This window comes from Nonomuraea sp. NPDC049378, from assembly GCF_055586745.1.
Map to the genome: position 1 here is coordinate 227,215 of NZ_JBVJHP010000015.1, position 26,697 is coordinate 253,911.

24 protein-coding genes are annotated in these 26,697 nt (G+C 71.9%); 13 read left to right on the top strand and 11 right to left on the bottom strand.

Features of this window, described 5'->3' with window-relative positions:
* Positions 1–53 precede the first annotated feature (53 nt).
* Positions 54–710 (top strand): hemerythrin domain-containing protein, encoded by a 657-nt coding sequence (locus ACZ6SA_RS31330; RefSeq protein ID WP_347647045.1) that lies wholly within the window; start codon positions 54–56, stop codon positions 708–710.
* On the opposite strand, the gene ACZ6SA_RS31335 is transcribed toward ACZ6SA_RS31330, so the two are convergent.
* Genes ACZ6SA_RS31335 through ACZ6SA_RS31345 form a run of 3 tightly spaced genes read right to left on the bottom strand, consistent with a single transcriptional unit; the run spans position 707 to position 6,687 of the window.
* On the bottom strand, positions 707–2,518 hold the full coding sequence (locus ACZ6SA_RS31335) for a serine/threonine-protein kinase (RefSeq protein WP_465832206.1): 1,812 nt from the start codon (positions 2,516–2,518) through the stop codon (positions 707–709). The genes ACZ6SA_RS31330 and ACZ6SA_RS31335 overlap by 4 nt on opposite strands.
* 24 nt (positions 2,519–2,542) lie before the next feature.
* The gene (locus ACZ6SA_RS31340; RefSeq protein ID WP_465832208.1) at positions 2,543–3,544 is read right to left on the bottom strand and encodes a hydroxyacid dehydrogenase; all 1,002 of its coding nucleotides are present in this window, start codon (positions 3,542–3,544) and stop codon (positions 2,543–2,545) included.
* A gap of 59 nt (positions 3,545–3,603) precedes the next feature.
* Positions 3,604–6,687 (bottom strand): BTAD domain-containing putative transcriptional regulator, encoded by a 3,084-nt coding sequence (locus ACZ6SA_RS31345; protein ID WP_465832210.1) that lies wholly within the window; start codon positions 6,685–6,687, stop codon positions 3,604–3,606.
* On the opposite strand from ACZ6SA_RS31345, the gene ACZ6SA_RS31350 reads away from it, so the two are divergent.
* The 4 genes from ACZ6SA_RS31350 to ACZ6SA_RS31365 all read left to right on the top strand — a co-directional run bounded on the left by ACZ6SA_RS31350 (position 6,649) and on the right by ACZ6SA_RS31365 (position 10,259).
* Positions 6,649–6,984, top strand: a complete 336-nt coding sequence (locus tag ACZ6SA_RS31350; RefSeq protein ID WP_465832212.1) for a hypothetical protein — start codon at positions 6,649–6,651, stop codon at positions 6,982–6,984. The genes ACZ6SA_RS31345 and ACZ6SA_RS31350 overlap by 39 nt on opposite strands.
* An 80-nt stretch (positions 6,985–7,064) precedes the next feature.
* A complete protein-coding gene (locus ACZ6SA_RS31355; RefSeq protein ID WP_347647040.1) occupies positions 7,065–8,045 on the top strand; it encodes a sugar kinase in 981 nt (326 codons plus the stop codon).
* Between the two features lie 64 nt (positions 8,046–8,109).
* Positions 8,110–8,484 carry a BlaI/MecI/CopY family transcriptional regulator gene (locus tag ACZ6SA_RS31360; protein ID WP_347647039.1) on the top strand — a complete coding sequence of 125 codons (375 nt, stop codon included), beginning with the start codon at positions 8,110–8,112 and terminating at the stop codon, positions 8,482–8,484.
* 113 nt (positions 8,485–8,597) lie between these two features.
* Positions 8,598–10,259, top strand: a complete 1,662-nt coding sequence (locus ACZ6SA_RS31365; RefSeq protein WP_347647038.1) for a catalase — start codon at positions 8,598–8,600, stop codon at positions 10,257–10,259.
* 25 nt (positions 10,260–10,284) lie between these two features.
* Here the strand turns inward: ACZ6SA_RS31365 and ACZ6SA_RS31370 are convergent, their stop codons facing one another.
* A complete protein-coding gene (locus tag ACZ6SA_RS31370; protein ID WP_465832215.1) occupies positions 10,285–11,184 on the bottom strand; it encodes a LysR family transcriptional regulator in 900 nt (299 codons plus the stop codon).
* A gap of 101 nt (positions 11,185–11,285) precedes the next feature.
* Here ACZ6SA_RS31370 and ACZ6SA_RS31375 point away from each other — a divergent pair, with 101 nt between their 5' ends.
* Both ACZ6SA_RS31375 and ACZ6SA_RS31380 read left to right on the top strand, forming a co-directional pair.
* Positions 11,286–12,701 (top strand): MFS transporter, encoded by a 1,416-nt coding sequence (locus ACZ6SA_RS31375; RefSeq protein ID WP_347647036.1) that lies wholly within the window; start codon positions 11,286–11,288, stop codon positions 12,699–12,701.
* Between the two features lie 58 nt (positions 12,702–12,759).
* Positions 12,760–13,017: a DUF1876 domain-containing protein gene (locus tag ACZ6SA_RS31380; protein ID WP_443155916.1), complete on the top strand. Its 258-nt coding sequence runs from the start codon at positions 12,760–12,762 to the stop codon at positions 13,015–13,017.
* A 101-nt stretch (positions 13,018–13,118) separates the two neighbouring features.
* On the opposite strand, the gene ACZ6SA_RS31385 is transcribed toward ACZ6SA_RS31380, so the two are convergent.
* Genes ACZ6SA_RS31385 through ACZ6SA_RS31405 form a run of 5 tightly spaced genes read right to left on the bottom strand, consistent with a single transcriptional unit; the run spans position 13,119 to position 19,527 of the window.
* Complete coding sequence (locus ACZ6SA_RS31385) at positions 13,119–14,024, bottom strand: dihydrodipicolinate synthase family protein (protein WP_465832218.1); 906 nt, start codon at positions 14,022–14,024, stop codon at positions 13,119–13,121.
* Positions 14,021–15,010, bottom strand: a complete 990-nt coding sequence (locus tag ACZ6SA_RS31390) for an oligopeptide/dipeptide ABC transporter ATP-binding protein (protein WP_465832220.1) — start codon at positions 15,008–15,010, stop codon at positions 14,021–14,023. Before ACZ6SA_RS31390 ends, ACZ6SA_RS31385 begins: the two co-directional genes overlap by 4 nt.
* Positions 15,003–16,967, bottom strand: a complete 1,965-nt coding sequence (locus ACZ6SA_RS31395) for a dipeptide/oligopeptide/nickel ABC transporter permease/ATP-binding protein (protein ID WP_347647032.1) — start codon at positions 16,965–16,967, stop codon at positions 15,003–15,005. Before ACZ6SA_RS31395 ends, ACZ6SA_RS31390 begins: the two co-directional genes overlap by 8 nt.
* The gene (locus ACZ6SA_RS31400) at positions 16,964–17,923 is read right to left on the bottom strand and encodes an ABC transporter permease (protein ID WP_465832222.1); all 960 of its coding nucleotides are present in this window, start codon (positions 17,921–17,923) and stop codon (positions 16,964–16,966) included. The genes ACZ6SA_RS31395 and ACZ6SA_RS31400 overlap by 4 nt, the downstream gene beginning before the upstream one ends.
* Complete coding sequence (locus ACZ6SA_RS31405; RefSeq protein WP_465832224.1) at positions 17,920–19,527, bottom strand: ABC transporter substrate-binding protein; 1,608 nt, start codon at positions 19,525–19,527, stop codon at positions 17,920–17,922. The genes ACZ6SA_RS31400 and ACZ6SA_RS31405 overlap by 4 nt, the downstream gene beginning before the upstream one ends.
* Positions 19,528–19,667: 140 nt before the next feature.
* Between ACZ6SA_RS31405 and ACZ6SA_RS31410 the strand changes: the two genes are divergently transcribed.
* Positions 19,668–20,378: a FadR/GntR family transcriptional regulator gene (locus tag ACZ6SA_RS31410; RefSeq protein ID WP_347647029.1), complete on the top strand. Its 711-nt coding sequence runs from the start codon at positions 19,668–19,670 to the stop codon at positions 20,376–20,378.
* 36 nt (positions 20,379–20,414) lie between these two features.
* Here the strand turns inward: ACZ6SA_RS31410 and ACZ6SA_RS31415 are convergent, their stop codons facing one another.
* Positions 20,415–20,999, bottom strand: coding sequence for an HD domain-containing protein (locus ACZ6SA_RS31415; protein WP_347647028.1), 585 nt, complete (start codon positions 20,997–20,999; stop codon positions 20,415–20,417).
* Positions 21,000–21,049: 50 nt separating this feature from the next.
* Between ACZ6SA_RS31415 and ACZ6SA_RS31420 the strand changes: the two genes are divergently transcribed.
* Together ACZ6SA_RS31420 and ACZ6SA_RS31425 are read left to right on the top strand one after the other, a co-directional pair.
* On the top strand, positions 21,050–21,910 hold the full coding sequence (locus tag ACZ6SA_RS31420) for a DUF4429 domain-containing protein (RefSeq protein WP_347647027.1): 861 nt from the start codon (positions 21,050–21,052) through the stop codon (positions 21,908–21,910).
* A gap of 21 nt (positions 21,911–21,931) precedes the next feature.
* The gene (locus tag ACZ6SA_RS31425; protein WP_347647026.1) at positions 21,932–22,360 is read left to right on the top strand and encodes a nucleoside deaminase; all 429 of its coding nucleotides are present in this window, start codon (positions 21,932–21,934) and stop codon (positions 22,358–22,360) included.
* A gap of 18 nt (positions 22,361–22,378) precedes the next feature.
* Here ACZ6SA_RS31425 and ACZ6SA_RS31430 read toward each other — a convergent pair whose 3' ends face one another.
* Positions 22,379–23,587 (bottom strand): NAD(P)-dependent malic enzyme, encoded by a 1,209-nt coding sequence (locus ACZ6SA_RS31430; protein ID WP_347647025.1) that lies wholly within the window; start codon positions 23,585–23,587, stop codon positions 22,379–22,381.
* A 328-nt stretch (positions 23,588–23,915) separates the two neighbouring features.
* Here ACZ6SA_RS31430 and ACZ6SA_RS31435 point away from each other — a divergent pair, with 328 nt between their 5' ends.
* From ACZ6SA_RS31435 to ACZ6SA_RS31445, 3 genes are read left to right on the top strand one after another with little or no spacing between them, the layout of a single operon-like run.
* Entirely contained in the window at positions 23,916–25,328 is a 1,413-nt protein-coding gene (locus tag ACZ6SA_RS31435; protein WP_465832228.1) for an acyl-CoA carboxylase subunit beta, read from the top strand.
* 13 nt (positions 25,329–25,341) lie between these two features.
* Positions 25,342–25,551: a DUF5988 family protein gene (locus tag ACZ6SA_RS31440; protein ID WP_132338046.1), complete on the top strand. Its 210-nt coding sequence runs from the start codon at positions 25,342–25,344 to the stop codon at positions 25,549–25,551.
* Between the two features lie 2 nt (positions 25,552–25,553).
* Positions 25,554–26,363, top strand: a complete 810-nt coding sequence (locus tag ACZ6SA_RS31445; protein WP_347647023.1) for a metallophosphoesterase family protein — start codon at positions 25,554–25,556, stop codon at positions 26,361–26,363.
* Positions 26,364–26,697 lie beyond the last annotated feature (334 nt).

A 26,697-nucleotide genomic window follows, 5' to 3' on the forward strand; every position in this document is an offset into this window, starting at 1 on the left:
GGCGACAAGCCGGCGACCAGAGAACGCAAAGTGCTCCCGCCCATGCTGGCCGCATGGAAACCGTGCGAATCCCAGCCGTCTCCCCCCGCGAGGACGGGGAGCGCGAACCCGACCTCACATCGATGTACGTCATCCACCGCGCCATGCTCGCGGACCTGCGGCGGCTCATCGGCGTGCTGGGCGGGACCGCCCCGCTCACCGGCGGCAGGAACCGGGCCGCCCGCGCGTACGCGGCCTCGGTCCTGGCCGAGGTGCACCACCACCATGCCAACGAGGACGACCTGTTGTGGCCGATCGTGGAGCGCACGGCCGGCCACGCCGTGGACCTCAGCCCGTACACCGACGACCACCAGGCGCTCGGCCCCGTGCTCGACCGCTGCCGGGCCGCGCTGCACGGCGAGCGCCACGTGCTGAAGCGCGCCCTGGCCGAGCTGCTCGGCTTCCTGGACGAGCACATCGCGGAGGAGGAGTCCGACCTTTTCCCGATCATCTCCAGGTTCGTGCCCTACGAGGCCTACGCCTGGACGGAGAGGCAGGTCGCCAAGCGGGCGTCGTTCGGGCAGCTGACGTTCACGGCTCCGTGGCTGCTGCGCCACGCCACAGAGGACGAGGCGGAGCGGCTGCTGGCGGGCGCCGGCGCGCCGTTGCGGGTGCTGGTCGCCCTGACCAGAGGCCGGTACGCCAGGCGCGAGCGCGCGGCCTTCGGCTAGTCGTCAGGGAACATCCTGAGCACCTTGCCCTTCCGGTTGGCGACCAGATAGCCGGACCGGATCCCGTCGGACGCGTAGACGAGCAGCGCCTGCCGGATGCCGTCGAACCCGTAGTCGGGGTCCACGATCACGTAGCGCGAGGTGGGCTTGGGCACGCCCAGGTCCTTGGTCGCCTTCCTGACCAGCGCGGGCAGGGCGTCCCAGTTGTACGTGGACAGGTCCACCGTGGGGCCGCGCACCTTGCCGCCCATGGGCGACTGGCTGACCTCGCCGTCGCGGTAGGAGAAGCTGCTGTAGATCTCCGGGTCGCCCTTCACCGGCACGTCGACGGAGGCATATTCCGGATATACGACCATCTTGACCACCTTGGTCCCGCCGATGACGGGCTTGACCTTGGCGATCATGGCGCGGACACCGGCGGTTGTGAGCAGGTTCTCCTTCGCGGCCGGCGTGCCGGCGCTCGGGGACCCGGAAGCTGTGGGCCGGCGGCCGGAGGAGTCGCCGCCGGAGGGCTCCCGGCTGGGCCCCCGTCCGGAAGGCTCGCCGGCGGACGGTCCTGGACCGGACGTCTCGCCGCCGGCCGGCCCCCGGTCCGAGGGCTCGGTCACGGGAGCGTTCGCGAGCGAGCGCGAAGCACCGGGGCCGGCCGTCCCCAGCGACGGGAACCACTGCCACACCAGCACCCCGGCCGCCACGACCACAGCGGTGGACGCCGTGATCGCCACGGTGCGGGCGCCCTTGCGCGGACGGGCGCCGGCCTTCGCGACCGGCGTCCCACCCCGCGGGGGCGGGTGCGGCGCCCCGCGGTGCCCGGGCGGCGCGGTGCCGGCACCACCCGCCATCGGACGTGCAGCCCAGGACCCCGACGAGTGCGACCCGGACAGCTGCGGTCCTGAGGGCATCGGGGCGTGCGGTGCCGGCGGGCCGGAGGCGGCGCCGGGACCGGGCGGGTCCGAGAACGCCGGCGGGTAGGAGCCGGGTGGCGCTCCGCCGGCCGACTCCAGCATGCGGTCCAGGGTCGCGGCGTCCGGCCTGGCCTCCAGGTCGCGTACGAGCAGGGCGGCGAGCACCGGCGCGAGCGGCCCGGCGCGCTCGGGCGGCGGCACCTCCTGGTTGAGCACGGCCGCCAGCGTGGCCAGCGCCGTGCTCCTGCGCAGCGGATGCCGCCCCTCCACCGCCACGTACATCATCATGCCGAGCGACCACAGGTCGGAGGCCGGCTCGCCCTCGACGCCGTTGATGCGCTCGGGCGCCATGTACTCGGGCGAGCCGATGAACGCGCCCGTGGCCGTCAGGGTCGTGGACTCGCGTACCGCCGCGATGCCGAAGTCGGTGAGCACCGACCGGCCGTCCTCGCGCAGCAGCACGTTGGCGGGTTTGACGTCGCGGTGCTGGATGCCGACGGTGTGCGCGGCGCGTAAGGCGGACAACACCTCGCGGCCGAGGCGGGTCACCGCGTCGGGAGGCATGGGGCCGTGCCGGATGCGGTCCTGCAGGGAACCGCCGGGGACCAGCTCCATGACGATCCACGGGTAGTCGTGCTCTCCCGGGTCGACGATGTGGTGGATGACGGCCACGTGCGGGTGGTTGAGCCGGGCCAGCGCCCTGGCCTCGCGCAGCACCCTGGCGCGCAGCTCGCGGGCGCCGGCGGGATCGTGCTCGTCCATGACGGGGTCGGGCGGTCGTACCTCCTTGAGCGCGACCTCGCGGTGCAGGGCCACGTCCCAGGCCCGCCACACCAGGCCCATGCCCCCGCCGCCGAGCCGCTCGACGAGCTCGAAACGGCCGTCGATCACCCGTCTGTGCATGAGGAGCAGATTATCCTTCCGCGGTCAGGCACTCGTGGCCAGCGCGTCCGCCTCGATCCCGTACCGGAAGGGCAGGCCCTGGGCGTACCTGGCGATCTCGTCGAGCGCCAGGTCGGCGATGCGTCCCAGCTCGCCGCCGAGCGAGCCGGCGATGTGCGGGGTGAGCAGCACGTTGGGCAGGTCGTAGAGGGGTGAGCCGGCGGGCGGCACCTCGGGCTCGGTCACGTCGATCATCGCGTACAGCCGGCCGCTGGACAGCTCGGCGACGAGCGCGTCGTGGTCGACGAGCGCGCCGCGGGCGGTGTTGATCAGGGTCGCGCCGTCGCGCATCCGCGCGAGGCGGGCGGCGTCGACGAGGTGCCTGGTCTCGGGGATCGCGGGCGCGTGCAGACTGATCACGTCGCACCGCTCGAACAGCTCGTCCAGCTCGACGTGGGGCACGCCGAGGTCCTCCGTCAGGTACGGGTCGGCGACGAGCACGTCGAGGTCGAACGGCCGCAGCAGCTCGATGACCCGCCGGCCGATCCAGGAGGCGCCGACGATGCCGATCGTGCGCCGGTAGTTGCCGAACCCGGGGAAGAGGCCTTCCAGGTCGAGGGAGGTCCGCTGCTCGCGGTAGAGCCTGGCGATGTCCAGCACGCGCTTGTTGGCGAACAGGATCGAGGCCAGCGTGTATTCGGCGACGGGTTCGGCGTTGGCCGCCGCCGCGGAGGAGACGAGGATGCCGCGCTCCCAGCACGCCTCGGTGACGTGGTGTTTCACGCTGCCCGCCGCGTGGACGATCGCCCGCAGCCTCGGCGCCCTGGCCAGCACGTCGCCGGTGATCGGCGGGCACCACCAGCTCGTGCAGAGCACCTCGGCCTCGGCCAGCGCGCCGGCCACGGCCGGGTCGGCGAAGTCGTCGGCGACCAGGCCGGGATCGGTGTCGGCGACGGCGGTCAGCCGGTCGCGCGCCTGCCCGGTGAAGAGCCTTCCCGCCACCTGCCGCCCCATGGCGAGCAGGGTTTTCGGCCGCACCTCAGTCATGACGCTCCCCCCGATGGTGATCCGATCTTAGCGTTTCACCACAAGAGCTCCCATACTGCTCAGGAGGGTGGCGAGGTCAACCGTGCGCGGGCGGCGTCGATCCAGAGCCTGACGTTCGCCCGTTCACCCACCTCCAGCGCTTCCCTGTAGTGGGGTTCCGCCGGGCGCCCCAGGAAGGCGGCCAGGTCGCCGAGCACCTGGGCGGTGGGCCAGACAGCCAGATAGCCGGTGCTCCCCACCGGCTCGGCCGAGAGCGGCAGCAACGCGTCGTACGCCCGCGGCGCCCGCCCCCGGTCACCGAGGGCGACGCCGAGCAGCCCCCGGACCGCGGTCAGCAGGTGCCAGAAGTAGTCGCGCCGCACGGGAGGCGGCTCGGCGGGCACCAGAGCGCGAGCCTCGCCGGCCCGGCCCGCGCGGCAGAGCGCGAGCGCGTACAGCTCCAGCCACTGTTCGCGCCACGGCCCCACCGTCGCGAACGGCTCCAGGTCGGGCAGGATCGGCGTGAGGTCGCCGCGCATCAGGCACATGGCGTACCTGCTGAGCAGCAGCAGCCCCGTCTCGTGCTGCCACATGCCGAGCCGGCCCGCGAGCTCGGCGGCGGCACGGTAACGGGATTCGGCGGTGTCGAAGTCACCGGCGAGCGCGGCGCGCAGGCCGTCGTAGAAGCCGGTCACGGCGAGGGGCAGCGGCATGTCGTGAAGGTCGGCCAGCTGCCTGGCCCTCGCGGCGTGCCGGTCGGCGACGGAGAGCTCGGCGCGGTTGATGGCGGCCTGCATGAGGATGAGGTGGCCGAGCACCTCGACGGTCACGTCGGAGCCCGACAGGCGCAGCAGTTCGGCGCCGATCAGGGCGCGTTCCGCGTGGCCGCCGTACCGGAAGGTCTGGTGCAGGCGGCCGTTGAGGGCGAGCACGAGCAGGGCGGGGTCGCCGAGGCGGCGGGCCATCGCGACGGCCTCCTGGGAGGCGAGGTAACCGCGTTCGGTCGGCTCGCCCTCCAGCTCGAACGCCAGCGTGGTGAGCAGCCGGCAGCGGGTCGTGCCGTCGCCGGGCGGCAGCCGGGTCAGCGCCCGCTCGACCGCCTCGATCAGGGTGGTGTCGAGGGTGCCGTACTCGCGGCTGCTCCAGAACGTCGGCACCTCGAACGAGACGATCACCCGGGCCAGCAGGTCGGGGTCGTCCAGCGGCAGCGCGTCGCGGAGCGCGCGTTCCCTGTGGGTGCGGGCCGTGACGAGCCGGCCGGTGTTGGCCAGGGCGGACACCAGGGACAGGGTGAGCTCCAGGCGCCGGCGCGGGTCTCCGGTCGCGTCGAGCGCCTGCTGCCAGAGCGCGGCGGCCTCGTGATGGGCGAAGCGGCGCTCGGCCTGCTCGGCGGCGAGCCCGGCGTAGCGCGCGGCCCTGGCCGGGTCGGCGGCCGAGGCGGCGTAGTGGTGGGCGAGCGCGGCCACGTCGCCCGGGTCGTGCTCCTCGATGGCCCGGGCCACGCGCAGGTGCAGGCGGGCCCTGCGGATGCGGGACAGGTCGTCGTAGAGGGTGTCGCGGATGAGCACGTGCGCGAACCTCAGCCGCCCCGCCTCCGGCTCGGTCAGCAGCCCGGTGACCAGCCCCGACTCGATGGCCGCCAGCACGGACTCCTCGTCGGCGCCGCTGACGGCGGTCAGCACGTCGATGTCGCTCTCGCGGCCGATGACCGCGCTCTGCCGCAGGATCGTCTGGGCCTGCGCGGGCAGCCTGGCCACACGGCGGCGCAGCACGTCACGCACGCCCGCGGGCACCGCGGCCACGCCCTCCGCGTCGAGCAGGCGCGCGGTCTCCCTGACGAAGAACGGGTTGCCGCCGGTGCGCTCGGCGACCTGCGCGACCGTGGCGGCGTCCGCCGGACGGCCGCAGGTCAGGCGGATCAGCTCGCCCACCTCGGGCGCCGCCAGGCCGTCGAGCTCCACCCTGTGCGGCTCGCGGGCGGCGATGGCGGCCAGCGCGTCGGCGAGGTGGTCGTTCGGCTCGGTGTGCCGGTAGCCGCCCGCGACCAGGACCGGCAGCCCGGCGGCGGCGCCGATCACGTGGGTGAGCATGGCCAGCGTCTCGGCGTCGGCCCGGTGCAGGTCGTCGAGCACGAGCAGCAGTGGGCGCCCGATCGACGTGACGAACGCGCCGACCGCCCGGTGCAGCCGGAACCTGGCCCCCGGGACGTCACCGCGCACCGGGGCGTCGGACAGCAGCGGCGCGAGCGCCTCAGGATCTCCGGGCGGGAAGCGGGCGGCGAGCTCGCGCAGGAGCTCGGCCCAGGCCCAGCCCGCGGGGGCGCCCTCGTGCTCGGGGCAGCGGCCCCACCCGACGGTCCAGCCCCTGCCCTCCAGCGCGTCGCGCACCTGCTCCATGAACGCCGTCTTTCCGGCGCCCGGCTCCCCGCTGACCAGGACGACGCCGCCGTCCAGCGCGGTCACGCCGGCGAGTTCGGCGCGCCTGCCGACGTACGGCTGCGCGACCGCGGCGGGCCGCGCCGCGGGGGCGGGCGGCGGCGCGGCCTCGCTGAGGTGCGCGGCCTGGGCGAGGATGTCCTCCTCCAGCCGCCGCAGCTCGGGACCCGGGTCGACGCCGAGCTCCTCGGCCAGGTGGGCGCGGGCCCTGCGCAACGCGCCGAGCGCCTCACCTTGCCGGCCGCACCGGTAGAGCGCCCTGGCCAGCAGCGCCCACACCGCCTCGCGCAGCGGGTGCTCCCCCGCCAGCCGTTCGAGATCGGGTACGGCCCCCGCCGCCCGGCCCAGCCGGATGACCGCGTCGGCGTGGCGTTCGATCGTGGACAGCCGCAGCTCTTCCAGCCGTCCCGCCTCGGCGTCGGCCCAGTGGGCGCCGGCGAACTCCTGGTAGGCGGGGCCGTGCCAGAGCGCCAGCGCCTCGGCCAGCCGCTCGTGGCCGGCCGCCGGGTCGCTCACGATGCTCTCGAACCTCCACGCGTCCACCGCCCCCGCCTCCAGGCGCAGCGCGTAGCCGGGCGGCTGGGTGACGAGCACGCCGGCGGGCGCCCGGGGCGACCTGCCCGGCTCCAGGGCCCGGCGCAGATTCGACACGTACGACTGCACGGCCGCGAGCGCCTTGGGCGGCACCTCGTGGGCGTAGAGGTCGTCGATGAGGCGGTCGACCGGCACCACCTGGCCACCGGCGGCCAGCAGGCGGGCGAGCACGGAACGCTGGCGGGGCCTGCCCAGCGCGACCGGCTCGCCGTCGAGGTGTGCGGCGAGCGGGCCGAGCACGCGGAAGGTCAGCACGATGGTGACACGGTACGGCAGCACCGCGCCAGGGGCACCTCCACGCTCACCCTCCACCAGTGGGAGCCGATCTCCGTCATCGAGGAGGCCGAGGAGGAGGGCCGGCGGCTGCTGGAGTTCCTGGCCCCTGACGACAAGCACGCGATCGCGATCGCGGACGGCCCCTCCCGATCGTGACGTCGTCCTGACGCCGGCGGGCCGCCCCGCATGTGAGGACGATGTGCTGCAAAGGTGGTTCTGTCGGTATGTTGGCCCACGTGCCAGAACGCAGAACTGGGCCGACGACTGGGCCGACGACCGAGCTGGTGACCTTCGGCGAGACGATGGCGCTGTTCGCCGCCCGCCGCACGGGGCCGATGCGCTTCGCCCGCGACTTCGACCTCGGTCTGGGCGGCGCCGAGTCGAACGTCGCGATCGGCGTCGCCCGGCTCGGCCACCGCGCGACCTGGATCGGCAGGGTCGGGGCCGACGAGTTCGGCGACCTGATCCGCTCGACCCTGCAGGGCGAGGGCGTGGACGCGCGGGCCATCGCCGACCCCGACGCGCCGACCGGACTGATGATCAAGGGCAGGCGCACGGCCGACCTCATCGACGTGCGCTACTACCGCAAGGACAGCGCGGGCTCGCGGCTGCGCGCCGCCGACCTCGACCCGGAGCTCATCCGGTCGGCCCGCGTGCTGCACGTCTCCGCGATCACGCCCGCGCTCTCCGGCTCGGCCCGCGAGGCCGTACACCACGCGATCGCCGAAGCCCGGGCCGCGGGGGTGCTCGTCTCGCTCGACGTCAACTACCGCAGGGCGCTGTGGACGCCTGCCGAGGCGGGGGCGTGGCTGCGCGAGACGGTCGGCGACGTGGACGTGCTGTTCGCGACCGAGGCCGAGGGCCGGCTGATCGCCGACGTCGAAGGCGCCACCGAGCTGGCCGGGGCGCTGGCGAAGCTCGGCCCGCGGCACGTGCTGATCAAGTTCGGGGCCGAGGGCGCGATGGAGCTGTCCGACGGCGTCGAGCGGCGGGCGGAGCCCTACGCCGTGACCGAGGTCGACTCCGTGGGGGCCGGCGACGCGTTCGCGGCCGGCTGGCTGGCGGACTGGCTGGCGGGGGCGGAGCCCGCGCAGCGGCTCAGCACGGCGTGCGCGGCGGGGGCGTTCGCCGTGACCTCGCAGGGCGACTGGGAGAGCCTGCCGCGGCGGGCCGACCTGAACCTGCTGCGGCGGCCCGCCGACGGTGTGAGCAGGTGATCACGCCACCTCGCCGCCGGTTGTCGAACGGTTGACTCGTACGCCGGCCCGTAGCATGGCCTCCATGAAGCGCCCGCTGGGAGAGCTCGAGTCCACGATCATGGACAGGATGTGGTCCTACCGCCGGCCCGCCTCCGTCCGTGACGTTCTCGAAGACCTCCGCCGGGAGCGCGAGATCGCCTACACCACAGTCATGACCGTGATGGACAAGCTGCACACCAAGGGCCTGCTCAAGCGCGAGCCGGTCGGCCGGGCCTACGTCTACGAGCCGATCTTCACCAAGGAGGCCTACACCGCGGAGCTGATGCGGCACGCGCTGGCCGCCAGCGGCAACCAGGCCGCCACTCTGGTCCACTTCCTGGAGCGGCTCACGCCCGAGGAGGCCACCGCGCTGGAGGCCGCGCTGCGGGTCTGTCCCCCCAAGGGCCACCGGGCCTAGCGAGCAGCCCCGGGCCGGATCCGGCGCCCGCGTCATCGGGGCCATTCCTTTCCCTGTTTCCGCTACGGGCTTGGGGGCAGGCGGGGAGGACTCGTCCGGGGGAAGGAACGATGATGACTGATGTTTCCGGCATGGGTTCCGGGCCGAACGACGAGCGCGAGGTGCTCACCAACCGGCAGGGACACCCGGTCTACGACAACCAGAACCAGCGGACGATCGGCCCGCGCGGCCCCGCGACGCTGGAGAACTACCAGTTCCTGGAGAAGATCAGCCACTTCGACCGGGAGCGCATTCCCGAGCGCGTGGTGCACGCCAGGGGCACGACCAGCTATGGCTTCTTCGAGGCGTACGGCAAGCTCGGCGACGAGCCGATCAGCCGGTTCACCAGGGCCAAGCTCTTCCAGGAGGCGGGCAAGCGCACCGACGTCGCCCTGCGCTTCTCCACCGTGATCGGCGGCCGGGACTCCGCGGAGACCGCCCGTGACCCGCGCGGTTTCGCGGTCAAGTTCTACACCGAGGACGGCAACTGGGATCTTGTCGGCAACAACCTGGCGGTCTTCTTCATCAGGGACGCCATCAAGTTCCCTGACGTGATCCACTCGCTCAAGCCGGACCCGGTCACGTTCCGGCAGGATCCCAACCGCATCTTCGACTTCATGTCGCAGACGCCCGAGAGCCTGCACATGCTGGTCAACCTGTTCAGCCCGCGCGGCATCCCCGCCGGCTACCGGCACATGCAGGGGTTCGGCGTGAACACCTACAAGTGGGTCAACCGGCAGGGCGAGTCGTTCCTGGTGAAGTACCACTGGATGCCCAAGCAGGGCGTGCGCAGCATGACCGAGGCCGACGCCTCGGTCATCCAGGGGAACGACCTCGGGCATGCCACCAAGGACCTGCACGACGCCATCGAGCGCGGCGACTACCCGGAGTGGGAGCTGCTGGTCCAGCTGATGAGCGACGACGAGCATCCCGAGCTCGACTTCGACCCGCTGGACGACACCAAGGTGTGGCCGGAGAACGAGTTCCCCGCCCTGCCGGTCGGCCGGCTGGTGCTCGACAGGAACGTGGACAACCAGTTCGCCGAGAACGAGCAGGCCGCGTTCGGCACCGGCGTGCTCGTGGACGGGCTCGACTTCTCCGACGACAAGATGCTCATCGGCCGGACGTTCTCCTACAGTGACACCCAGCGCTACCGCGTCGGGCCCAACTACCTCCAGTTGCCGGTCAACCAGGCCAGGAACGCCGCCATCCGCACCAACCAGCGCGACGGGCTGATGACGTACTTCGTCGACACCGGGGGCGAGGACCCGCACATCAACTACGAGCCGTCGCTGCGCGGCGGCCTGCGCGAGGCCGAGTACCCGCATCCGGACGAGGTCGGCCCCGAGGTCAGCGGGAGGCTCACCCGCAAGCGCATCCCGCGCGCCAACGACTACGTCCAGCCGGGGCAGCGCTACCTGCTCATGGAGCAGTGGGAGCGCGACGACCTCGTGCACAATTTCGTCTCCGCGCTGCGGCAGTGCGACCGGGGCATCCAGGAGCGCATGGTCTGGCACTTCCTGCTCGCCGAGGACGAGCTCGGGCTGCGCGTGGGCGAGGGGCTGGGCATCAGCCCCGACGACGTGGCGGGGCTGGAGCCGTTGAAGAGCCAGGACCTCACCGACGAGGACCGTGACCGGCTGGCCAAGCTGGGCAGGAACGGCCCTCGTGACGTCGAAGGGCTGAAGATGACGCACTGCGTGCCGAACGGGCGCGCCGCGCACGCCGAGCGCTGACGCCGTGTACTTCCCGCTCGGGCGGCTACGGGCCCCTGTCGTCTCGGGCGCGGGCCAGCAGGTGGTCGAGGAGCGCGCGGGCCGTGTCCGACAGCTCGCGCTCGCTGGTGAAGCAGGCGACCAACCGGCGTGCGGCCCACGGTTCGGCCAGCTCCGTGGCGGCCAGGGCGCCGCCGGCGAGCCGGTCGCGGACGCTGTGGCGGGGCAGGATGGCGATGCCGATGCCCTCCGCCACCGCGTCGCAGACCAGCTCGGCGCTGGGCAGCCCGATGCGGTACACCGGACGGGCGCCCAGCGGCAGGGCATGTGTCTCCAGATGCTCCTGCAGCGGATTGGCGCTGTTCAGGCCGACGAGCGGGCGCCCGAGCACGTCCGGGTAGGACACCTCGGGCTGCCCGGCCAGCGGATCGTCCGGGAGGGTGACGACCACCAGCGGATCGGGGCGGATCACCCGTGTCCCGAGCCGGCCGAGGTCGACCGAGTCGGCGACGATCCCCAGGTCGATCCGCCGTTCCGCCACGGCGGCGACGATCCGCCGGCTCGGGCGCTCCTCCAGTTCGATGCGGGCACGCGGGTGTGCGGTCAGGAACGAGATGGCCGCCGCGGGCACGACACTCGTGCTCGCCGCGGCGTTGGCCTGGACGCGGAGGGTGGCACCATGCCCCTGCGCGTACTCGTCCAGCTCGGTGTGGAGCCGGTCGACCGTACGGCTCACGGTCCTGGCGTGGCGCAGCAGTAACTGCCCGGCCGGGGTGAGGGTCACACCGCGGCGACCTCGGTCGAACAGCGTCACCCCCAGGGTGCGTTCGAGGCCGCGGATGCGTCCGCTGGCCGAGGGCAGGGACAGGCGGGCTCTTGCCGCGCCGTGCGTGATGCTGCCCGTCTCGGCCACCGCCATGACCAGGTCGAGATCTATGAGGTCCACTGGAGGCTCCCGTCTCCGTGCCAGCCTTCGGGTCTGCCGAAGGCACCCTGCAAACACTCCGCATTTACCAGGTTCTTCACAAGTAGCATGCTCAGAACCTGATGACACATTCGGTTCCACCCAGCACTGCGCGCGGGAGCGCGCTCGCCCTGACCGGGATCTGCCTCGGGTTCTTCCTGGTCCTGTTCGACGCCACCGCGGTGAACGTCGCTGCCGGGGACATCGCCGCCGATCTGGGCGCGTCGATGGTCACCCTGCAATGGGTGCTCAACGCCTACACCGTCGCGTTCGCAGCCCTGATGCTCACCGCGGGCAACATCGGTGACCGTTGGGGCGCACGCCGTACCCACCAGGCCGGCGCCGTGCTGTTCGCGCTGGCCAGCGCGGCGTGCGCAGTCGCTCCTGACGCGATCACGTTGATCATGGCGCGGGCCGCGCAGGGGGCCGGTGCGGCAGCGGTGGTGCCGTGCTCGTTGGCGCTCATCGCGCACCGCTTCCCGGAGGGCGCGCACCGAGCCCGGGCGCTGGGCGTCTGGGGCGGCGTGTCCGGCATCGGGCTGACCGCTGGACCGGTCGTCGGCGGCTGGCTGGTCGCGGCGCTGGGCTGGCGCGCGGTTTTCCTCGTTGTGGTGCCGATCTCCTTGGTTTCCATGGGGATCGTCGCCGCGCGCATCGGGGAGACCCCGCGCCACACCGCGACCCGGCCCGATCTGCCTGGTCAGTCGCTCGCCATCGCATCCCTGCTCGCGTTGACCGCTGCGCTGACCATGACCTCGACGCTGGGCTGGCACGCACCTGCGGTGCTGGGCCTGCTCGGCGTCGCCGTGATCGCCGCAATCGCGTTCGTGGTGGTTGAACACCACGTCAGCGAGCCGATGTTGCCGCCGGCACTTTTCGCCGGCAGCCGGTTCGGCGGCGCGACCAGTGTGGGGCTGCTGTTCAATCTCGGGCTCTACGGCGTCCTGTTCTGCCTCACCGTCTTTCTGGAGCGTACGCTTCGCCAGTCACCCCTGGTGGTCGGTGTGGTGCTGTCGCCGCTGACCGCGGTCGTCGCCCTCGGCGCGCTGTTCTCGGGCCGTGTGACCCACCGGTGGGGGCCCCGGGTGCCCATGGTGTCGGGCCTGGCCGGCGGCCTCCTCGGCACCTGTCTGCTGGCCGGCTGGGGAGACGATTCGTCGGTCGCGGTCCTTGCCGGGTTCGGCGCGATCACGGGCCTCGTCGGCCTGTGCATGCCGGCCATGACCGGAGTGGCGCTGGGCGCCGCCGGGCCGCGGCGGGCCGGCCTCGGCGCCGCCACCCTCAACGCGGCACGACAGGCCGGGGGCGCGATAGGCGTCGCGCTGCTCGGCAGCACCGCGGTGCAGCGGTCCGCCACGGGCGTCCCGGCCGCCGGCCTGCCGCACCTGCGACTGCCCATGATCCTGGCGGCCGTCGGCTACCTGGTCGCGATCGCCGTCACGTTCGCCGCGACGCGGAGAACCCCGCCTTCCGAGCGCGCCGCGCACGCCGAGCGCTGACCTGCCACTTTATGTCCGGGCCTCCGGGGTAGGGCTCGGGCATAGGGAGGTGCCCACGATGGATGACAAGCAGTGGAACGTGCAGATCTGGATCCATGAGGACGACGAGGACGCCGTGACCACGGCCACGGTGGTCCTGTTCACGGCGGACGGCAAGCGGCACGAGAGCGTCGGGCGCGCCCGGCGCAATCCCGTCGACCGGCCCGTACCCGGGATCGGGGACGAGCTGGCCGTCGGGCGGGCGTTGTCCGACCTGTCGGCGAAGCTCATCCAGGACGGCGCGGAGGACGTCGCCCAGCTGTCCGGCACTGCCTGACCGGCCCAGCCTGACCGGCCCTGTCCAGCCGGCCCTGTCCAGCCGGCCCTGTCCAGCTGCCAGGGCCTGACCCGCCGGCCTGGCCGGCCGTCTCACCAGGGCTAGAGCAGGCCGGCGGCGGCCAGGAGCTTGCCGATCTCGCCGGTCTCGTCGTCGTTGAGCGGGGTCTGCGGGAGCGCGGTGACCGGGCAGTCGATGATCCCGCGCAGGTGCAGCGCGGCCTTGAACGCTCCAAGACCGGACGAGCTGCCGCCCATGCGCGAGCCGCCCACGCGGACGATCTCGAACAGCCTGACCAGGCGCTCCTGCTCGACCCTGGCCGCCTCCCAGTCGCCGCGGGAGGCGCACCGGTAGAGCTCGGCGTAGCCGTGCGGGTCGACGTTGCCCAGCCCGGGCACCACTCCGTCGGCGCCCATCCAGAGGGCCGAGTCCACGGTCACCTCCGACCCGGTCAGCACGCTGAACGGCGCCGTACCGCCCATGATGACCTCGCGCAGGCCGCCGTCGTCGCCGCTGGAGTCCTTGACCCCGGCCAGCGCGCCCTCCGCGGCCAGTCCGAGCACCAGCTCTGCGCTCAACTTGGTGTGCACCGAGACGGGCAGGTCATAGGCGTAGACCGGCAGCCCGCCCCGCGCGGCGATCGTACGGAAATGCGTGCGGATCTCGTCGGGGTGGGTGCGCGTGTAGAACGGCGCGGTCGCCACCAGCCCCGACACCCCTGCCTCGCGCGCGACGCGGGCGTGTTCGAGCACCCGCGGCGTCGTCATGTCGATCACCCCGGCCAGCACCGGCACCTGACCGCCCACGTGCCCGACCACGGTGTCCAGCACGACCCGCCGCTGCGCGTCCGTCAGGTACGCCACCTCCGACGAGGAGCCCAGCACGAACAGCGCGTCCACTCCCCCGGCCAGCAGGTGGTCGACCAGCCGGGTGAGCGACGCGGTGTCCACCTGGTGGTCGGGGGTCATGGGGGTGCACACCGGGGGGATCACACCGGTAAGCCTCATGGGCGCTCCTGGATCAGTTCGAGGTCGGTCGCTCCTGCCGCCACCGGATGGTGGCAGTGGAACAGATGGTCGTCGTCCGTCTGCGCCGCGGGCATCTCCGCCGCGCAGGCGTCGTCCGCCCGCCAGCACCGCGTGCGGAACGGGCAGCCGCTCGGCGGCCTGGTGGCCGACGGCACGGCGCCCACGAGCGGGATCGGGTTGATCGGCGAGATCAGCCCGGGGGTGGCGGAGAACAGCGCCCGCGTGTACGGGTGCCGGGCGCTCAGCGGCACGGCCTGCGCGGGTGTCTGCTCGACGATCCGGCCCAGGTACATGGTGACGACGCGGTCGCTCATCCTGCGTACGGTCTGGATGTCGTGCGAGACGAACACCAGCGCCAGCCCGAGCCGTTCCTTGAGGTCGAGCAGCAGGTTGAGGATCTGGGCGCGGACGGACACGTCGAGCGCGCTGGTGGGCTCATCGGCCACGACCAGCTCGGGTTCGAGGGCGAGTGCCCTGGCCACGGCCACGCGCTGGCGCTGGCCGCCGGACAGCTGGCTGGGCAGCGCTTCGGCGGCGCTGGACGGCAACCCGACCAGGTCGATCAGCTCGCGTACGCGGGCGTCGCGCTGGGCGGACGTGCCGCGGCGGTGCACGTTGAGCGGGTCGCGCAGCACCTGCCGGACGGGCAGGCGCCTGTTGAGCGCCGTGGACGGGTCCTGGAAGATCATGCCGACGCTCGACCCGACGAGTGCGCGCCGGTCGGCCTCCTTGAGGCCCCACAGGTCCTCGCCGCGGAAGGTCACGGTGCCGGAGGTCGGCCGCTGCAGGCCGACCAGCACCTTGGCCAGCGTCGACTTGCCGCAGCCCGACTCGCCGACGATGCCGACGGTCTCACCGGCGGCGACGGTGAGGTTCGCGCCGGTCAGGGCGTAGACGCGGTCCCGCGTGAAGAGGCCGCCGGAGCGGGCCTTGTGCACGACGTGCACGTCGCCGAGCTCAAGCACGCTGTTCACTCCTCGTCTCGCGGTTCGGGTCCGGTGCGGCGGTCACCGGGTGGTGGCAGGCCACCGCGTGCGTGGCGTCCCCGTTGAGCGGGCCCCGCAGGACGGGGGCCTCGGTACGGCACACGTCGGTGGACATCGGGCACCGGTCGGCGAACCGGCAGCCGCTGGGGAAGTCGGCGGGGGCGGGCACGACGCCGCGGATCTGCGTGAGCCGCTCGGCCCCGGCCTCCAGAGACAGCACCGAGCCGAGCAGGCCGCGAGCGTAGTGGTGGGCGGGCGCGCCGACGAGGGAGGGCGTGGCGCCGGTCTCGACGATCTGGCCGCCGTACATGACGACCACGCGGTCGGTGACGTCGGCGACGAGGGCGAGGTCGTGCGAGACGAGGATCAGCGCGAACCCGAGCTCCTCGCGCAGCTTCAGCAGCAGCTCGATGACCTGCGCCTGGACGGTCACGTCGAGCGCCGTGGTGGGCTCGTCGGCGACGATCAGCTTGGGCTCGCGCGACAGCGCCATCGCGATGAGCACCCGCTGCCGCTGCCCGCCCGACAGCTCGTGCGGGTAGGAGGTCAGGGTGCGGCGGGCGTCGAGGCCGACGAGTTCGAGCAGCTCGGCGGGGGTGCGCCGGCCGCCGCGGCGGGTGAGCTGCTTGAGCTGGGCGTTGATGGTCATGGCGGGGTTGAGGGAGGACAGCGCGTCCTGGTAGATCATCGCCATCTCGTGCCCGAGCAGCCGGCGGCGGGCGCGGCGCGGCAGCGAGAGCAGCTCCCGCTGGTCGAAGCGCACGTGGCCGCTGACGCGGGCGTCGCGGGGCTGCAGGCCCATGATGGTCAGCGCGGTCAGCGACTTGCCGCAGCCCGACTCGCCCACCAGGCCGAGCACCTCGCCGGGGCGCACCTCGAAGCCGATGCCGTCGACGATGTCCACGCCCTCGGCGAACCCGATGCGCAGCCGTTCCACCGTGAGGATCGGCGGCCCCTGGGGCAGCGGGCGGGCGCGTTCGGCCAGCCGGCGCGCGGCCTCGGCCAGCCCGGGCAGCTCGACGGCCTCGCCGGAGCCCGGCTGGGCCCGCTCGAAGGCGTCCTCGTCCTTCCTGACCGGCGCCTTGCGGGCGGCGGGCGCGGCCCAGGCGTCGGAGATGCCTTCGGAGAGGATGTTCAGGGCGAGCACGGTCAGCAGGATCAGCAGGCCGGGGAAGACCGTGCCCCACCAGCCGCCGAGCAGCACCAGGTTCTTGCCGTCCGCGATGACGCTCCCCCACGACGGGTCCGGCGGCCGCACGCCGGCGCCGATGAACGACAGCGACGCCTCGAACACGATGGCGTCGGCCACCATCACCGTGCAGAACACCAGCACCGGCGCCGCGCAGTTGATCGCGACGTGCTTGATGACGATGTGCGGGGTGCGGGCGCCGATGATGCGCTCGGCCGCGACGTAGTCCTCGCCGTACTGGGCGAGGACGTTGGCCCGTACGACCCTGGCCACGGACGGCATGTAGAGGAAGGCGATGGCCATGACCAGGACGGGGATGCTGCCGCCGAACACGGCCACGAGCACGGCCGCCAGCGCGATGCCGGGGAACGCCATGATGACGTCGAGCAGGCGCATGATCGTCTCGTCGACGGCCCTGCGCGAGGTGGCCGCGACGGCGCCGATGGCCGCGCCGGCCACCAGGGCGAGCCCGGTCGCGCCGAGGCCGATGATGAGCGACCAGCGGGCGCCGTACAGGAGCCTGGACAGGATGTCGCGGTTGGCGCTGTCGAGCCCCATCCAGTGCTCGGCCGACGGGCCGCCGCCGGACGCCTCCTGGAAGAACGGCGAGTGCGGCGCGATGAGCGGCGCCAGCACCGCCGCCAGCACGACGGCGGCGATGAGGCCGAGCGAGATCCACGACAGCGGCTTCAGCCTGCGGAACGTCACGCCCGGCCGGGCCAGGCGGTCGGTGAGTCCGCGTCTCATGAGGCGCTCCTGAGGCGGGGGTTGACCAGCAGGTAGAGGACGTCGACGGCCAGGTTGACGATCATGAAGCCGACGGCGATGGTCAGCACCACGCCCTGGACGACGGCGGGGTCGCCGTCGCGCACAGCGTTGATCATGAGCTGTCCCATGCCGGGCAGCCCGTAGATCGTCTCGATGACCACGGTGCCGCCGATCAGGTAGCCGATGCGCAGGCCGAGCACGGTCAGCGGGTTGATCAGCGCGTTGCGCAGCACGTTCCTGCCGATGACCACGATCGGCGGCAGTCCGCTGCCGTACGCGGTGCGTACGTAGTCGCGGTCCAGCTCCTCCACCACCGACGTGCGGATGATGCGGGTGAGCTGGGCGGCGATCGGCAACGACAACGACAGGGCGGGCAGCGTCATCGACCGCAGCCAGCCGGCGAACGAGTCGGCCGGGTTGATGTAGCCGCTGGTGGGGAACAGCCCTTCACCGACCGCCAGCCACTGGATCATCAGCAGCGCCAGCCAGAACGACGGCGCCGCCACCCCGATCAGCGACACCAGGCGGACGAGCTGGTCCGGCCAGCGGTCGCGGTACAGCGCCGCGACCACGCCGAACACGAACGACAGCACGAGCCCCACGACCAGGCCGAGGAGCGTCAGCTGCAGCGTCAGCGGCAGGGCCGTCGTCACCGACTCGATGACCGGTTTCCTGGTGAGCACGCTGGTGCCCATGTCACCCTGCGCCAGGTCCATGACGAAGCGGACGTAGCGCACGGGGAGCGGGTCCAGCAGCCCGTTCTCGAGCTGGAACTGGCGGATCTGCTCGGCGGTCGGGTTCGCGCCCTGGAAGTACGCGTACTCCGGCTTGCTGTTGGAGAAGCGCATCACGATGAACACGAACGCGATCACGCCGAGCACCAGCGGGATCAGGATGAGGAGCCGCCGCAGCAGCATCCGGGCGACGAGCGTCATGTCCTCTTGGCCTGGAGGAGGTTGATGCCGGGGTACGGCTGGGCCTCGACGCCGGACAGCTTCTTCGCGTCCCAGGCGGTCATGAGCTCGGTGTGGACGACCGGGTAGAGCACGGCCTGCTCAGCGATCATGTCCAGGTATCTGTGGACCGTCGCCTTCTTCTTCTCCTTGTCCGGCTCCTTGGTCGCCTCGTCCATCAGGGCGAACAGCGCATCGGCGTCCTTGCTGCCGTCGTAGCCGGCGTACTTCATCCACAGGCCGCCCTTGACGAAGTTGTAGCGGCAGATCAGGTCGGCGTCCATGCCGAACTGGTTGGGGTTCGAGGCCGCGGCGACCACCTGGTAGTCCTGGTCCTGGTCCATCTTGGTGAACAACGCCGCCGTGTCCTGCGGCTCCAGCGTGGTCTTGATGCCGACCGCCTCCCACGAGGCGGCGATGGTCGGCAGGCAGTCGGCGATCCAGCTCACGTTGACGGCCATCAGGTTGACCGTCAGGTCGCTGACGCCCGCCTCCTTCAGCAGCGCCTTCGCCTTGTCGGGGTCGTAGTCGTAGACGACGGAGGCCCGCTTGTGGTCGGGGTGGCCCTCGTTGAGGAAGGAGCTGGAGGCCGTGCCGTGGCCCTTGAGCGCCACGTCGATCATCTTCTGCTTGTCGATCGCGTAGTGCAGCGCCTGGCGCACCCGTACGTCGTCGAACGGCTTGGCCTCCGTGTTGAACATCAGGAACATGTGGTTCATGCCCTTGCCGCCCTCGACCGTCAGCCCCTGCTGCTTGAGCTGGTCGACGTTGGCGTAGGGGATGTTGTCGGCGATCTGCGCCTCGGCCGAGCCGCCGGAGATCTTGGCCACGCGGGCGGCGGCGTCGACGATCGTCAGCCAGTTCATCTTCTTGACCGTGGCGGGGCGCGGGCCGTTGTAGCCGTCGTACGCCTCGAAGGAGGTGTTGGACTTGGGGTTGTGCGCGGCCAGCTTGTACGGCCCCGACCCCACGGCCTTGCCGCCCTTGGCCTGGTCCCAGGCGCCGGCCTGGGAGAACACGTGCTTGGGCATGATCTTGGCGATGGTCAGCCGGGGAGCGGCGTCGGCGAAGGGGAACGTGAAGACCAGCTCGACGTTCCGGTCGTCGATCTTCTTCACCTCCTTCAGCCAGGACCTGAAGAAGTTGCCGATCAGCACGTTGGCCTCGGGGTCGAGGACCCGTTCGAAGGTGAAGACGACGTCGTCGGCGGTGACCGGCTTCCCGTCGTGCCACGTGGCGCCCTCTCGGAGGGTGAACTTCCATGAGGTCGCGTCCAGGTCGGACGGCAGCTCGGTGGCGAGCGCGGCGTACGGCTCGCGGGTGATCGGATCGGTGTCGAGCAGCCCTTCGTAGACGTGGCTGATCCCCGCCATCGCGAAGGCGGACGCGGTCTGCGTCGGGTCCCAGCTCTGATCGTTGCCGTAGCCGATGACGGCGGTGATCAGGTCCTTGTTGGTTCCGGCGCCGACCGAGCCGGTCGACGCCGGGCCTCCGGAACAGGCGGAGAGGGTCGCCGCGATGAACGCCGCCGCACCCGTCGCTCCGCTGTAACGCAGGAAGTCGCGGCGGCTGAAGTCAGAGCTCACGGATGCCTCCTGAGGGGTAGAACATGGGACGTCCCATGTCCTATCTTTTGCGTAAGTGGGACGCTAGATGGCAATCCGGCCTGAGGTCAACCAAAGATTTCCGTAATGTTACGTAAGTGGCTAAGAGAAGGTGACTCTTCATGACGACAGTCCCGCGCCCGGTACGTCCGAGCAGGGCCGTGGAGGCCCAGGAGGGCGTGAAGGACCTCATCGTGAGGCGCGGGCTGGTGGCGGGCGACCCCCTGCCCACCGAGTCGGAGCTCATGGAAGAGCTCCAGGTCAGCCGCAACTCGATCAGAGAGGCGCTGAAAGCCCTGCAGGCGGTCGGAATCGTCGACATCCGGCACGGCTTCGGCATGTTCGTGGGACGGATGTCGCTCGCTGGGCTCGTCAACGAACTGACCTTCCACAGCCGCATCACGCTGCAGAACGGCAAGAACCATCTGGCGAACCTCATCGAGATCCGCGAGATCCTGGAGAGCGGCCTCGTCGAACGCCTCATCGAGCTCGACCCCGCCGCCGACCTGACCCCGGTGGCCGACGTCATCGTCAGGATGGAGGCCGAGGCGGAGGCCGGGCCCGTCTCGCCGGAGACCGACCGCCTCTTCCACGACCTCCTCTACCGGCCGCTCGGCAACCCGCTCGTCGGCCAGCTGCTCGGCGCGTTCTGGGACGTCTACTACCAGCTGCGCGACCAGCTCGGGGTGCCGGACGAGTCGCCCGACGACGTGGTCACGCGGCACCGCGACATCTACACCGCCGTGCTCGCGGGCGACCGGGCCGCCGCGGTGGCCGCCGTACTCGCCCACTTCAAGGGCGTGCGCAACCGCGTGGGCAGGATCAGCGGCTAGCCGTACGGTGCGGGACCAGCAGCGGGCGCGGCGGGGTCAGTGCGCGGGCCAGCGCTCGACGCGGCGCCAGCGTTCGCGCCAGTCCGCGTACCACCTCGCGAACCAGGGATGAGACCCGGCCAGCGGCATGACGTAGGCGACCGTCTCCAGGTAGTAGGCCCGCTGGAAGCGCCACGGCATCCGCTGCAGCTCCTGCACGTTGCTCGCCCGGTCGGCCAGCTTCACCAGCACGGCCTGCGGCGGGGCCTTGACGAGAGAAGCCAGGTAGTCGGCCTTCCTCCCCCCGCGCGGCTTGGTCACCCAGCGCACGAGCGCGGCCACGCGGGGCCCGAACCTGCCCGCGATCTCCGCCTCGGTGCACGACGTGTCCTCCAGCACGTCGTGCAGCACGATCGCCACCAGCACGTCCCTGTCCTCCACCCCGGCGCCCGCCACCGCCACCTCCAGCGCCTCCAGCAGATGGTCGAGGTACGGTCGCCCGGTGGGCCGCTGCTGCGCCCCGTGCCACCTCCGCGCGAACGTCACCGCGTCGCGCAGGGCGCCCACGGTCTCCGGCGGGAGCGCCGCACGGAGAGGCCCCTCCGCCTGCCTCCAGGACGTCCAGCTCGTGAAGGTCTCCATCCCGTTCCTCTCGATATGGCCGTGCCCCGAGGTGTCTTAGGCTGAACACTATGGCCGAGATCGCCGTCCCCGACGGGTCGTGGACGTTCAACGGAGAAGTCCTGCGCATCGTGCCCGGCAGCGACAAGGACGTCCACGAGCTGCGCAGGACGCTGGGCGAGGTCGTGGTCCCGATGACGGCGATCGCGGGCGTGACGTACGAACCGGGGCGCAAGGGCGGGCACGTACGCCTGCGCCTGCGCAAGGGGGCCGACGCGCTGTCCGACGTCGTCGCCGGCCTGCTGGAGCCGCCCGCCGACCCCTACCGGCTGACGGTGCCGAAGAACCGCGCGGGCGCGGGCGAATACTTCGCCGATGAGGTTCGTGACACCCTGCTCGTCTACCAGACGCCGAGCGCACCCTGCGAGGACTACCTGCTGCCGCCCCCTCCGGTGCCCATCTCCGCCACCGCCGGCGACGGCACCGCGCTGTTCGACGGCGAGCGGGTGCGGCTGGAGTGGACCGGCTGGGCGAGCACCGACAAGGAGAAGGCGGGGCCGCAGGAGTTCCCGCTGTCCGACATCGCCGGGGTGGAGTGGAAACCCCAGTCCGGCATGGGCTCCGGCACGCTGCGCTTCCGCATCAAGGGCGAGCGGCCCATCCAGCAGCCGCCGCAGAAGGACCTGCGCTGCGTGTCCTGGGGCATCCAGCGTTTCGGCGGCGCCACCGCCCTGGTCGCCGCCGCCGTGCTCGCCCGGCTGCCGCGCGACGTGCCCGAGCTGCCGCCCGCGCCGGCGCCCGCCTCCGGCGACGTGCACGACGCCGTGCTGCGCCGCCTGGCCGAGCTCGGCGAGCTGCACCGCGCCGGCGTGCTGACCGACGAGGAGTTCACCACGGCCAAGCAGGCCGTGATCCGCCGCCTGGAGCCGTAGGCGAAGGTCCGAGGAGAAATCATGACACCCGACGAAGAAGAACTCCTGCGCCGCGCCATCGCGCTGGCCGCCGAGGCCCGCGCCGGCGGCAACCCGCCGTTCGGCTCGCTGCTGGCCGGGCCCGACGGGACCGTGCTGGCCGAGGAGCGCAACTCCTCGCTCACCGACCGCGACATCACCGCCCACCCGGAGCTCAAGCTGGCCCGCTGGGCCGGCCGCGAGCTCGACCCGGCCACCGCGGCCGCCACGACCATGTACACGAGCTGCCAGCCGTGCGGCATGTGCGCGGGCGCCATCGCGCGCTCGGGCCTGGGCCGGGTCGTCTACGCGCTGTCCGGCGAGCAGCTCGACGGGCTCAAGCCGCCCGGCACCGCCTTCACCGACCCTCCCGGCGAGGGGCCTGCCCTCTACGCCGAGGCCCGCGTACCGGTCGAGGGCTACTACCGCTGACCAGCGGGGACAGGCGGGTCAGAGGCCGGGGAGCCGGGCCACGCCGTCGCGGCGGGCCTGGTCGGCGACCGCGGCGGCGACGGCGGGCACGACCCGGGGGTCGAACGGTTCCGGGATGATCCGGTCGGCCGACAGTTCCTCCTCGACCACGGCGGCCAGCGCGTGAGCCGCGGCGATCTTCATGTTCTCGGTGATGGCCGAGGCGCGGGCCGACAGGGCGCCCCTGAAGACGCCGGGGAAGGCCAGCACGTTGTTGATCTGGTTGGGGAAGTCGCTGCGCCCGGTGGCCACGACGGCGGCGTGCTCCTGGGCGATCCCGGGGTGGATCTCCGGCTCGGGGTTGGACAGCGCGAAGACGATCGAGCCGGGCGCCATGGAGGCGATGGCCCGCTCGCTGATCGTCGAGCCCGACAGGCCGATGAAGACGTCGGCCCCGGCCAGGGCCTCCTCGGTCGTGCCGGTGCGGCCGGACCGGTTGGTGCAGCCCGCGATGATGGCCTTGTGGCGGTTGAGGTCGTCGCGGCCGGTGTGCAGGACGCCCTTGCTGTCCGACACGGCGACCTCGCCGATGCCGGCGTTCAGCAACATGCTCGCGACGGAGAGGCCGGAGGCGCCCGCCCCCGCCACGACGGCGCGGAGATCCCACAACCGCCGGCCGGTCACCCGTGCCGCGTTGCGCAGCGCGGCCAGCACCACGATGGCGGTGCCGTGCTGGTCGTCGTGGAAGACGGGGATGTCCAGCACCTCCCTGAGCCGGCGCTCCACCTCGAAGCAGCGCGGCGCGCTGATGTCCTCGAGGTTGATGCCGCCGAACGACGGGGCCATCCGGACGATCGTCTCCACGAGCTCGTCGACGTCCGTGCAGTCCAGGCAGATGGGCACCGAGTCCACGCCGCCGAACTGCTTGAACAGCAGCGCCTTGCCCTCCATGACCGGCATCGCCGCGGTGGGCCCGATGTCGCCGAGCCCGAGCACCGCGGTGCCGTCGGTGACGACCGCCACGACGTTGGAGCGCCAGGTGTACTCGTCGGCCAGCTCGGGCCGCTCGGCGATGGCGGTGCAGACGCGGGCCACCCCCGGCGTGTAGGCGAGGGACAGATCGTCCAGGTCGCGCACCTGGACGGACGGGCGCGTCTCCAGCTTGCCGCCCTCGTGCAGGCGGAAGGCCGGGTCCTGGTCGAGGAGTGCGGCGAGGCCGATGGCCGGTGCGGTGATTTCGGTAGTCATGTCATGCTCCTAGAACCGCAGCAGCCGGCCGGACGGGGTGCGCGTGTCCGGCGCCTCGAACCTGGGATCACGTGAGGTCTGCCGGCTTTTCTTGAGCTGTGTGCGTTTCATGATTTGCGCACCTTTCTGCGCCTGCCGTACACCGGCCGGCACGCTGGAATTCGGCGAACAACACAAGCCGAGTGTCACACGGCGTCCATTTACCGGTCACCCCACGCACCCCCTACGTCCGAGAGCTCCCCTGCTAGAGGTACGAGGCGATAGGGGTTGTCCGCGATAGGGGTCGCCCGGGACATTTCGAAGGACAGATTCCGGCGAAAGGACAACGATGACGGTCCTGACCGCTTTTCCCACGGAGGCAATACTCGATCCGAGGACTCCATCGGTGCGCTTCTCGCGGCTCCTGGATCCCGGCTCGGTGGTGCCGATACACGGCGACGACGGCAGCGGCGTGCAGGCCGTGCACGGGCAGATCGACGGCTCGCCCGTGATCGCCTACTGCACCGACGCGACAATCATGGGCGGCGCGCTGGGCTGGGCGGGCGCGAACCGTATCGTCGAGGCCATCCAGCTGGCCGTGCGCCGGCGCTGCCCGGTGATCGGGCTGTGGCACTCCGGCGGCGCCCGGCTGGCCGACGGCGTGGAGTCGATGGACGGTGTGGGGCGCATGTTCGCCGCCATGACGGCCGCCTCGGGCCTCATCCCGCAGATCTCGGTCGTGCTCGGGCCGGCCGCGGGCGCGGCCGCGTACGGGCCCGCGCTGACCGACGTGATCATCATGTCGGACGCCGGCCGGGTCTTCATCACCGGCCCCGACGTCGTCCGTACGGTCACCGGCGAGAACATCGACATGGCCGGGCTGGGCGGCCCGGACGCGCACGGCCCCAAGTCGGGCGTCGCGCACGTCACGGTCGACTCGGAGGAGGCCGCGTACGACCGCGCCCGCCTGCTGACGGGGTTCTTCACCCGGCCGGGCGGCTACGACTTCGCCGCGCTGAGCGAGCCGCGCGACCTGCGCGCGCTGCTCCCCGACATGCCACGGCGCGCCTACGACGTCCGGCCGCTGGTCCGCGCCGTGCTGGACCCCGACTTTCTGGAGCTGCAGCCGCGCTGGGCGCCCAACATGGTGGTCGGGCTCGGGCGGCTCGGCGGCCGGGCCGTCGGCGTGATCGCCAACAACCCGCTGCGCAAGGGCGGCTGCCTCGACTCGCTCTCGGCGGAGAAGGCCTCGCGTTTCGTGCGGATGTGCGACTCGCTCGGCGTCCCCCTGGTGGTCGTGGTCGACGTTCCCGGCTACCTGCCCGGCGTCCAGCAGGAGTGGGGCGGCGTGGTCAGGCGCGGCGCGAAGCTGCTGCACGCCTTCGCCGAGTCGGTCGTCCCCCGGGTGACGCTGATCACCCGCAAGTCGTACGGCGGCGCCTACATCGCCATGAACTCCAGGTCGCTGGGCGCGACCGCGGTGTACGCCTGGCCCGACGCGGAGGTGGCGGTGATGGGGGCCGAGGCGGCGGTCGGCATCCTGCACCGCAAGAAGCTGGCCGCGGTGCCCGAGCCCGAGCGGGCGGACCTGCACGCGCGCCTGGTGGAGGAGCACCAGCGCACGGCCGGCGGGGTCGAGCGGGCCATGGCACTCGGCGTGGTGGACGAGGTCATCTCCCCCTCCGAGACCCGGCTCCGGCTGGCGGAAGCACTCGCACGGGCGCCGCAGTCCCGCGGCTGCCACTCCAACATCCCGCTATGAAACGAGGTGACCCATGTCGTACGTCAAAGTCATGCTCATCGGGGGACCGAACCACCTGCCGACCGAACGGCGGTTCTTGACCGTCGCGCCGGGCTGCGAGAAGATCAAACTGCCTTTCGGCAGTGGGTACGAGCACTTCCTCCACAGAGGTGAGCGAACGCGCGTGGACGGGCAGGAGCTTCCCGTCTACACCTGGATCATGCGGACGGCCATCGCGGAGTAAGAATGTCGGCGTTGCTCGCCATCAGCGATCTCCACGTGGGCTATGCGGACAACCGGGAGATCGTGGAGGCACTGCGGCCCCGGTCCGCCACCGACTGGTTGCTGATCGCGGGCGACGTCGCCGAGCTCATGGCCGACATCGAATGGGCGCTGCGCCTGCTCAGCGGGCGCTTCGCCAAGGTCGTGTGGGCCCCGGGCAACCACGAGCTGTGGACCCATCCGAGCGACCCCGTGCGGTTGCGCGGCGTCGAGCGTTACGACCATCTGGTGCGGCTCTGCGGCGAGCTGGGCATCGTCACGCCCGAAGATCCCTACCCGGTCTGGGAGGGCTCGCTCGTCGTGGCGCCGCTGTTCGTGTTGTACGACTACTCCTTCCGGGTCCCCGGCGTGCACTCCCGGGCCGAGGCGCTGGCGCAGGCCTACGAGCGTGGCGTGGTGTGCACGGACGAGATGTTGCTGCATCCCGACCCGTACCCGTCCCGGCAGGCCTGGTGCGCGGCACGGGTCGAGCTGACCGAGCGGCGGCTGGGCGAGCTGCCCGCCGACCTGCCGACCGTGCTGATCAACCACTATCCCCTGGTACGCCGGCCGACCGACGTCCTGCGCTATCCCGACTTCGCCCTGTGGTGCGGCACCGAGCGCACCGCCGACTGGCACGTGCGGTTCAACGCGCGCACGGTCGTCTACGGGCACCTGCACATTCCCCGCACCACCTGGCACAACGGCGTGCGCTTCGAGGAGGTCTCGCTGGGATATCCCCGCGAATGGCGCCCGCGGCCCACCGAGCCCGGCCGTCCCCGGCGAATAAGCTGACCGGGGAATTCGCGTCCACCCTAAGGGTGAGCTAGGGGTGGGAAAAGCCTCCGGGCGGCGCTTGAATACAGGTAACACAGTTTTGAAGGTGTTTATCCCGCCGGCGAGGTGAGGCATTGAGCTAGACGTCGTACCCCTTTTGCGAGGCCTTCCGAGAACGAAAGCCACCGCTCATCGAGAAAATGAGCGGTGGCTTTCGTCGTGCCCGGGAATCATCGGCCGCCGCGCGCGCCGCGCCGTGGAAACGCCGCAGCGGGGGGGGGGGGGGGGGGGGGGGGGGGGGTGGGTTGGGGGGGGGGGGGGGGGGGTTGCTGGTAGCGGTGAAATGCGCTCC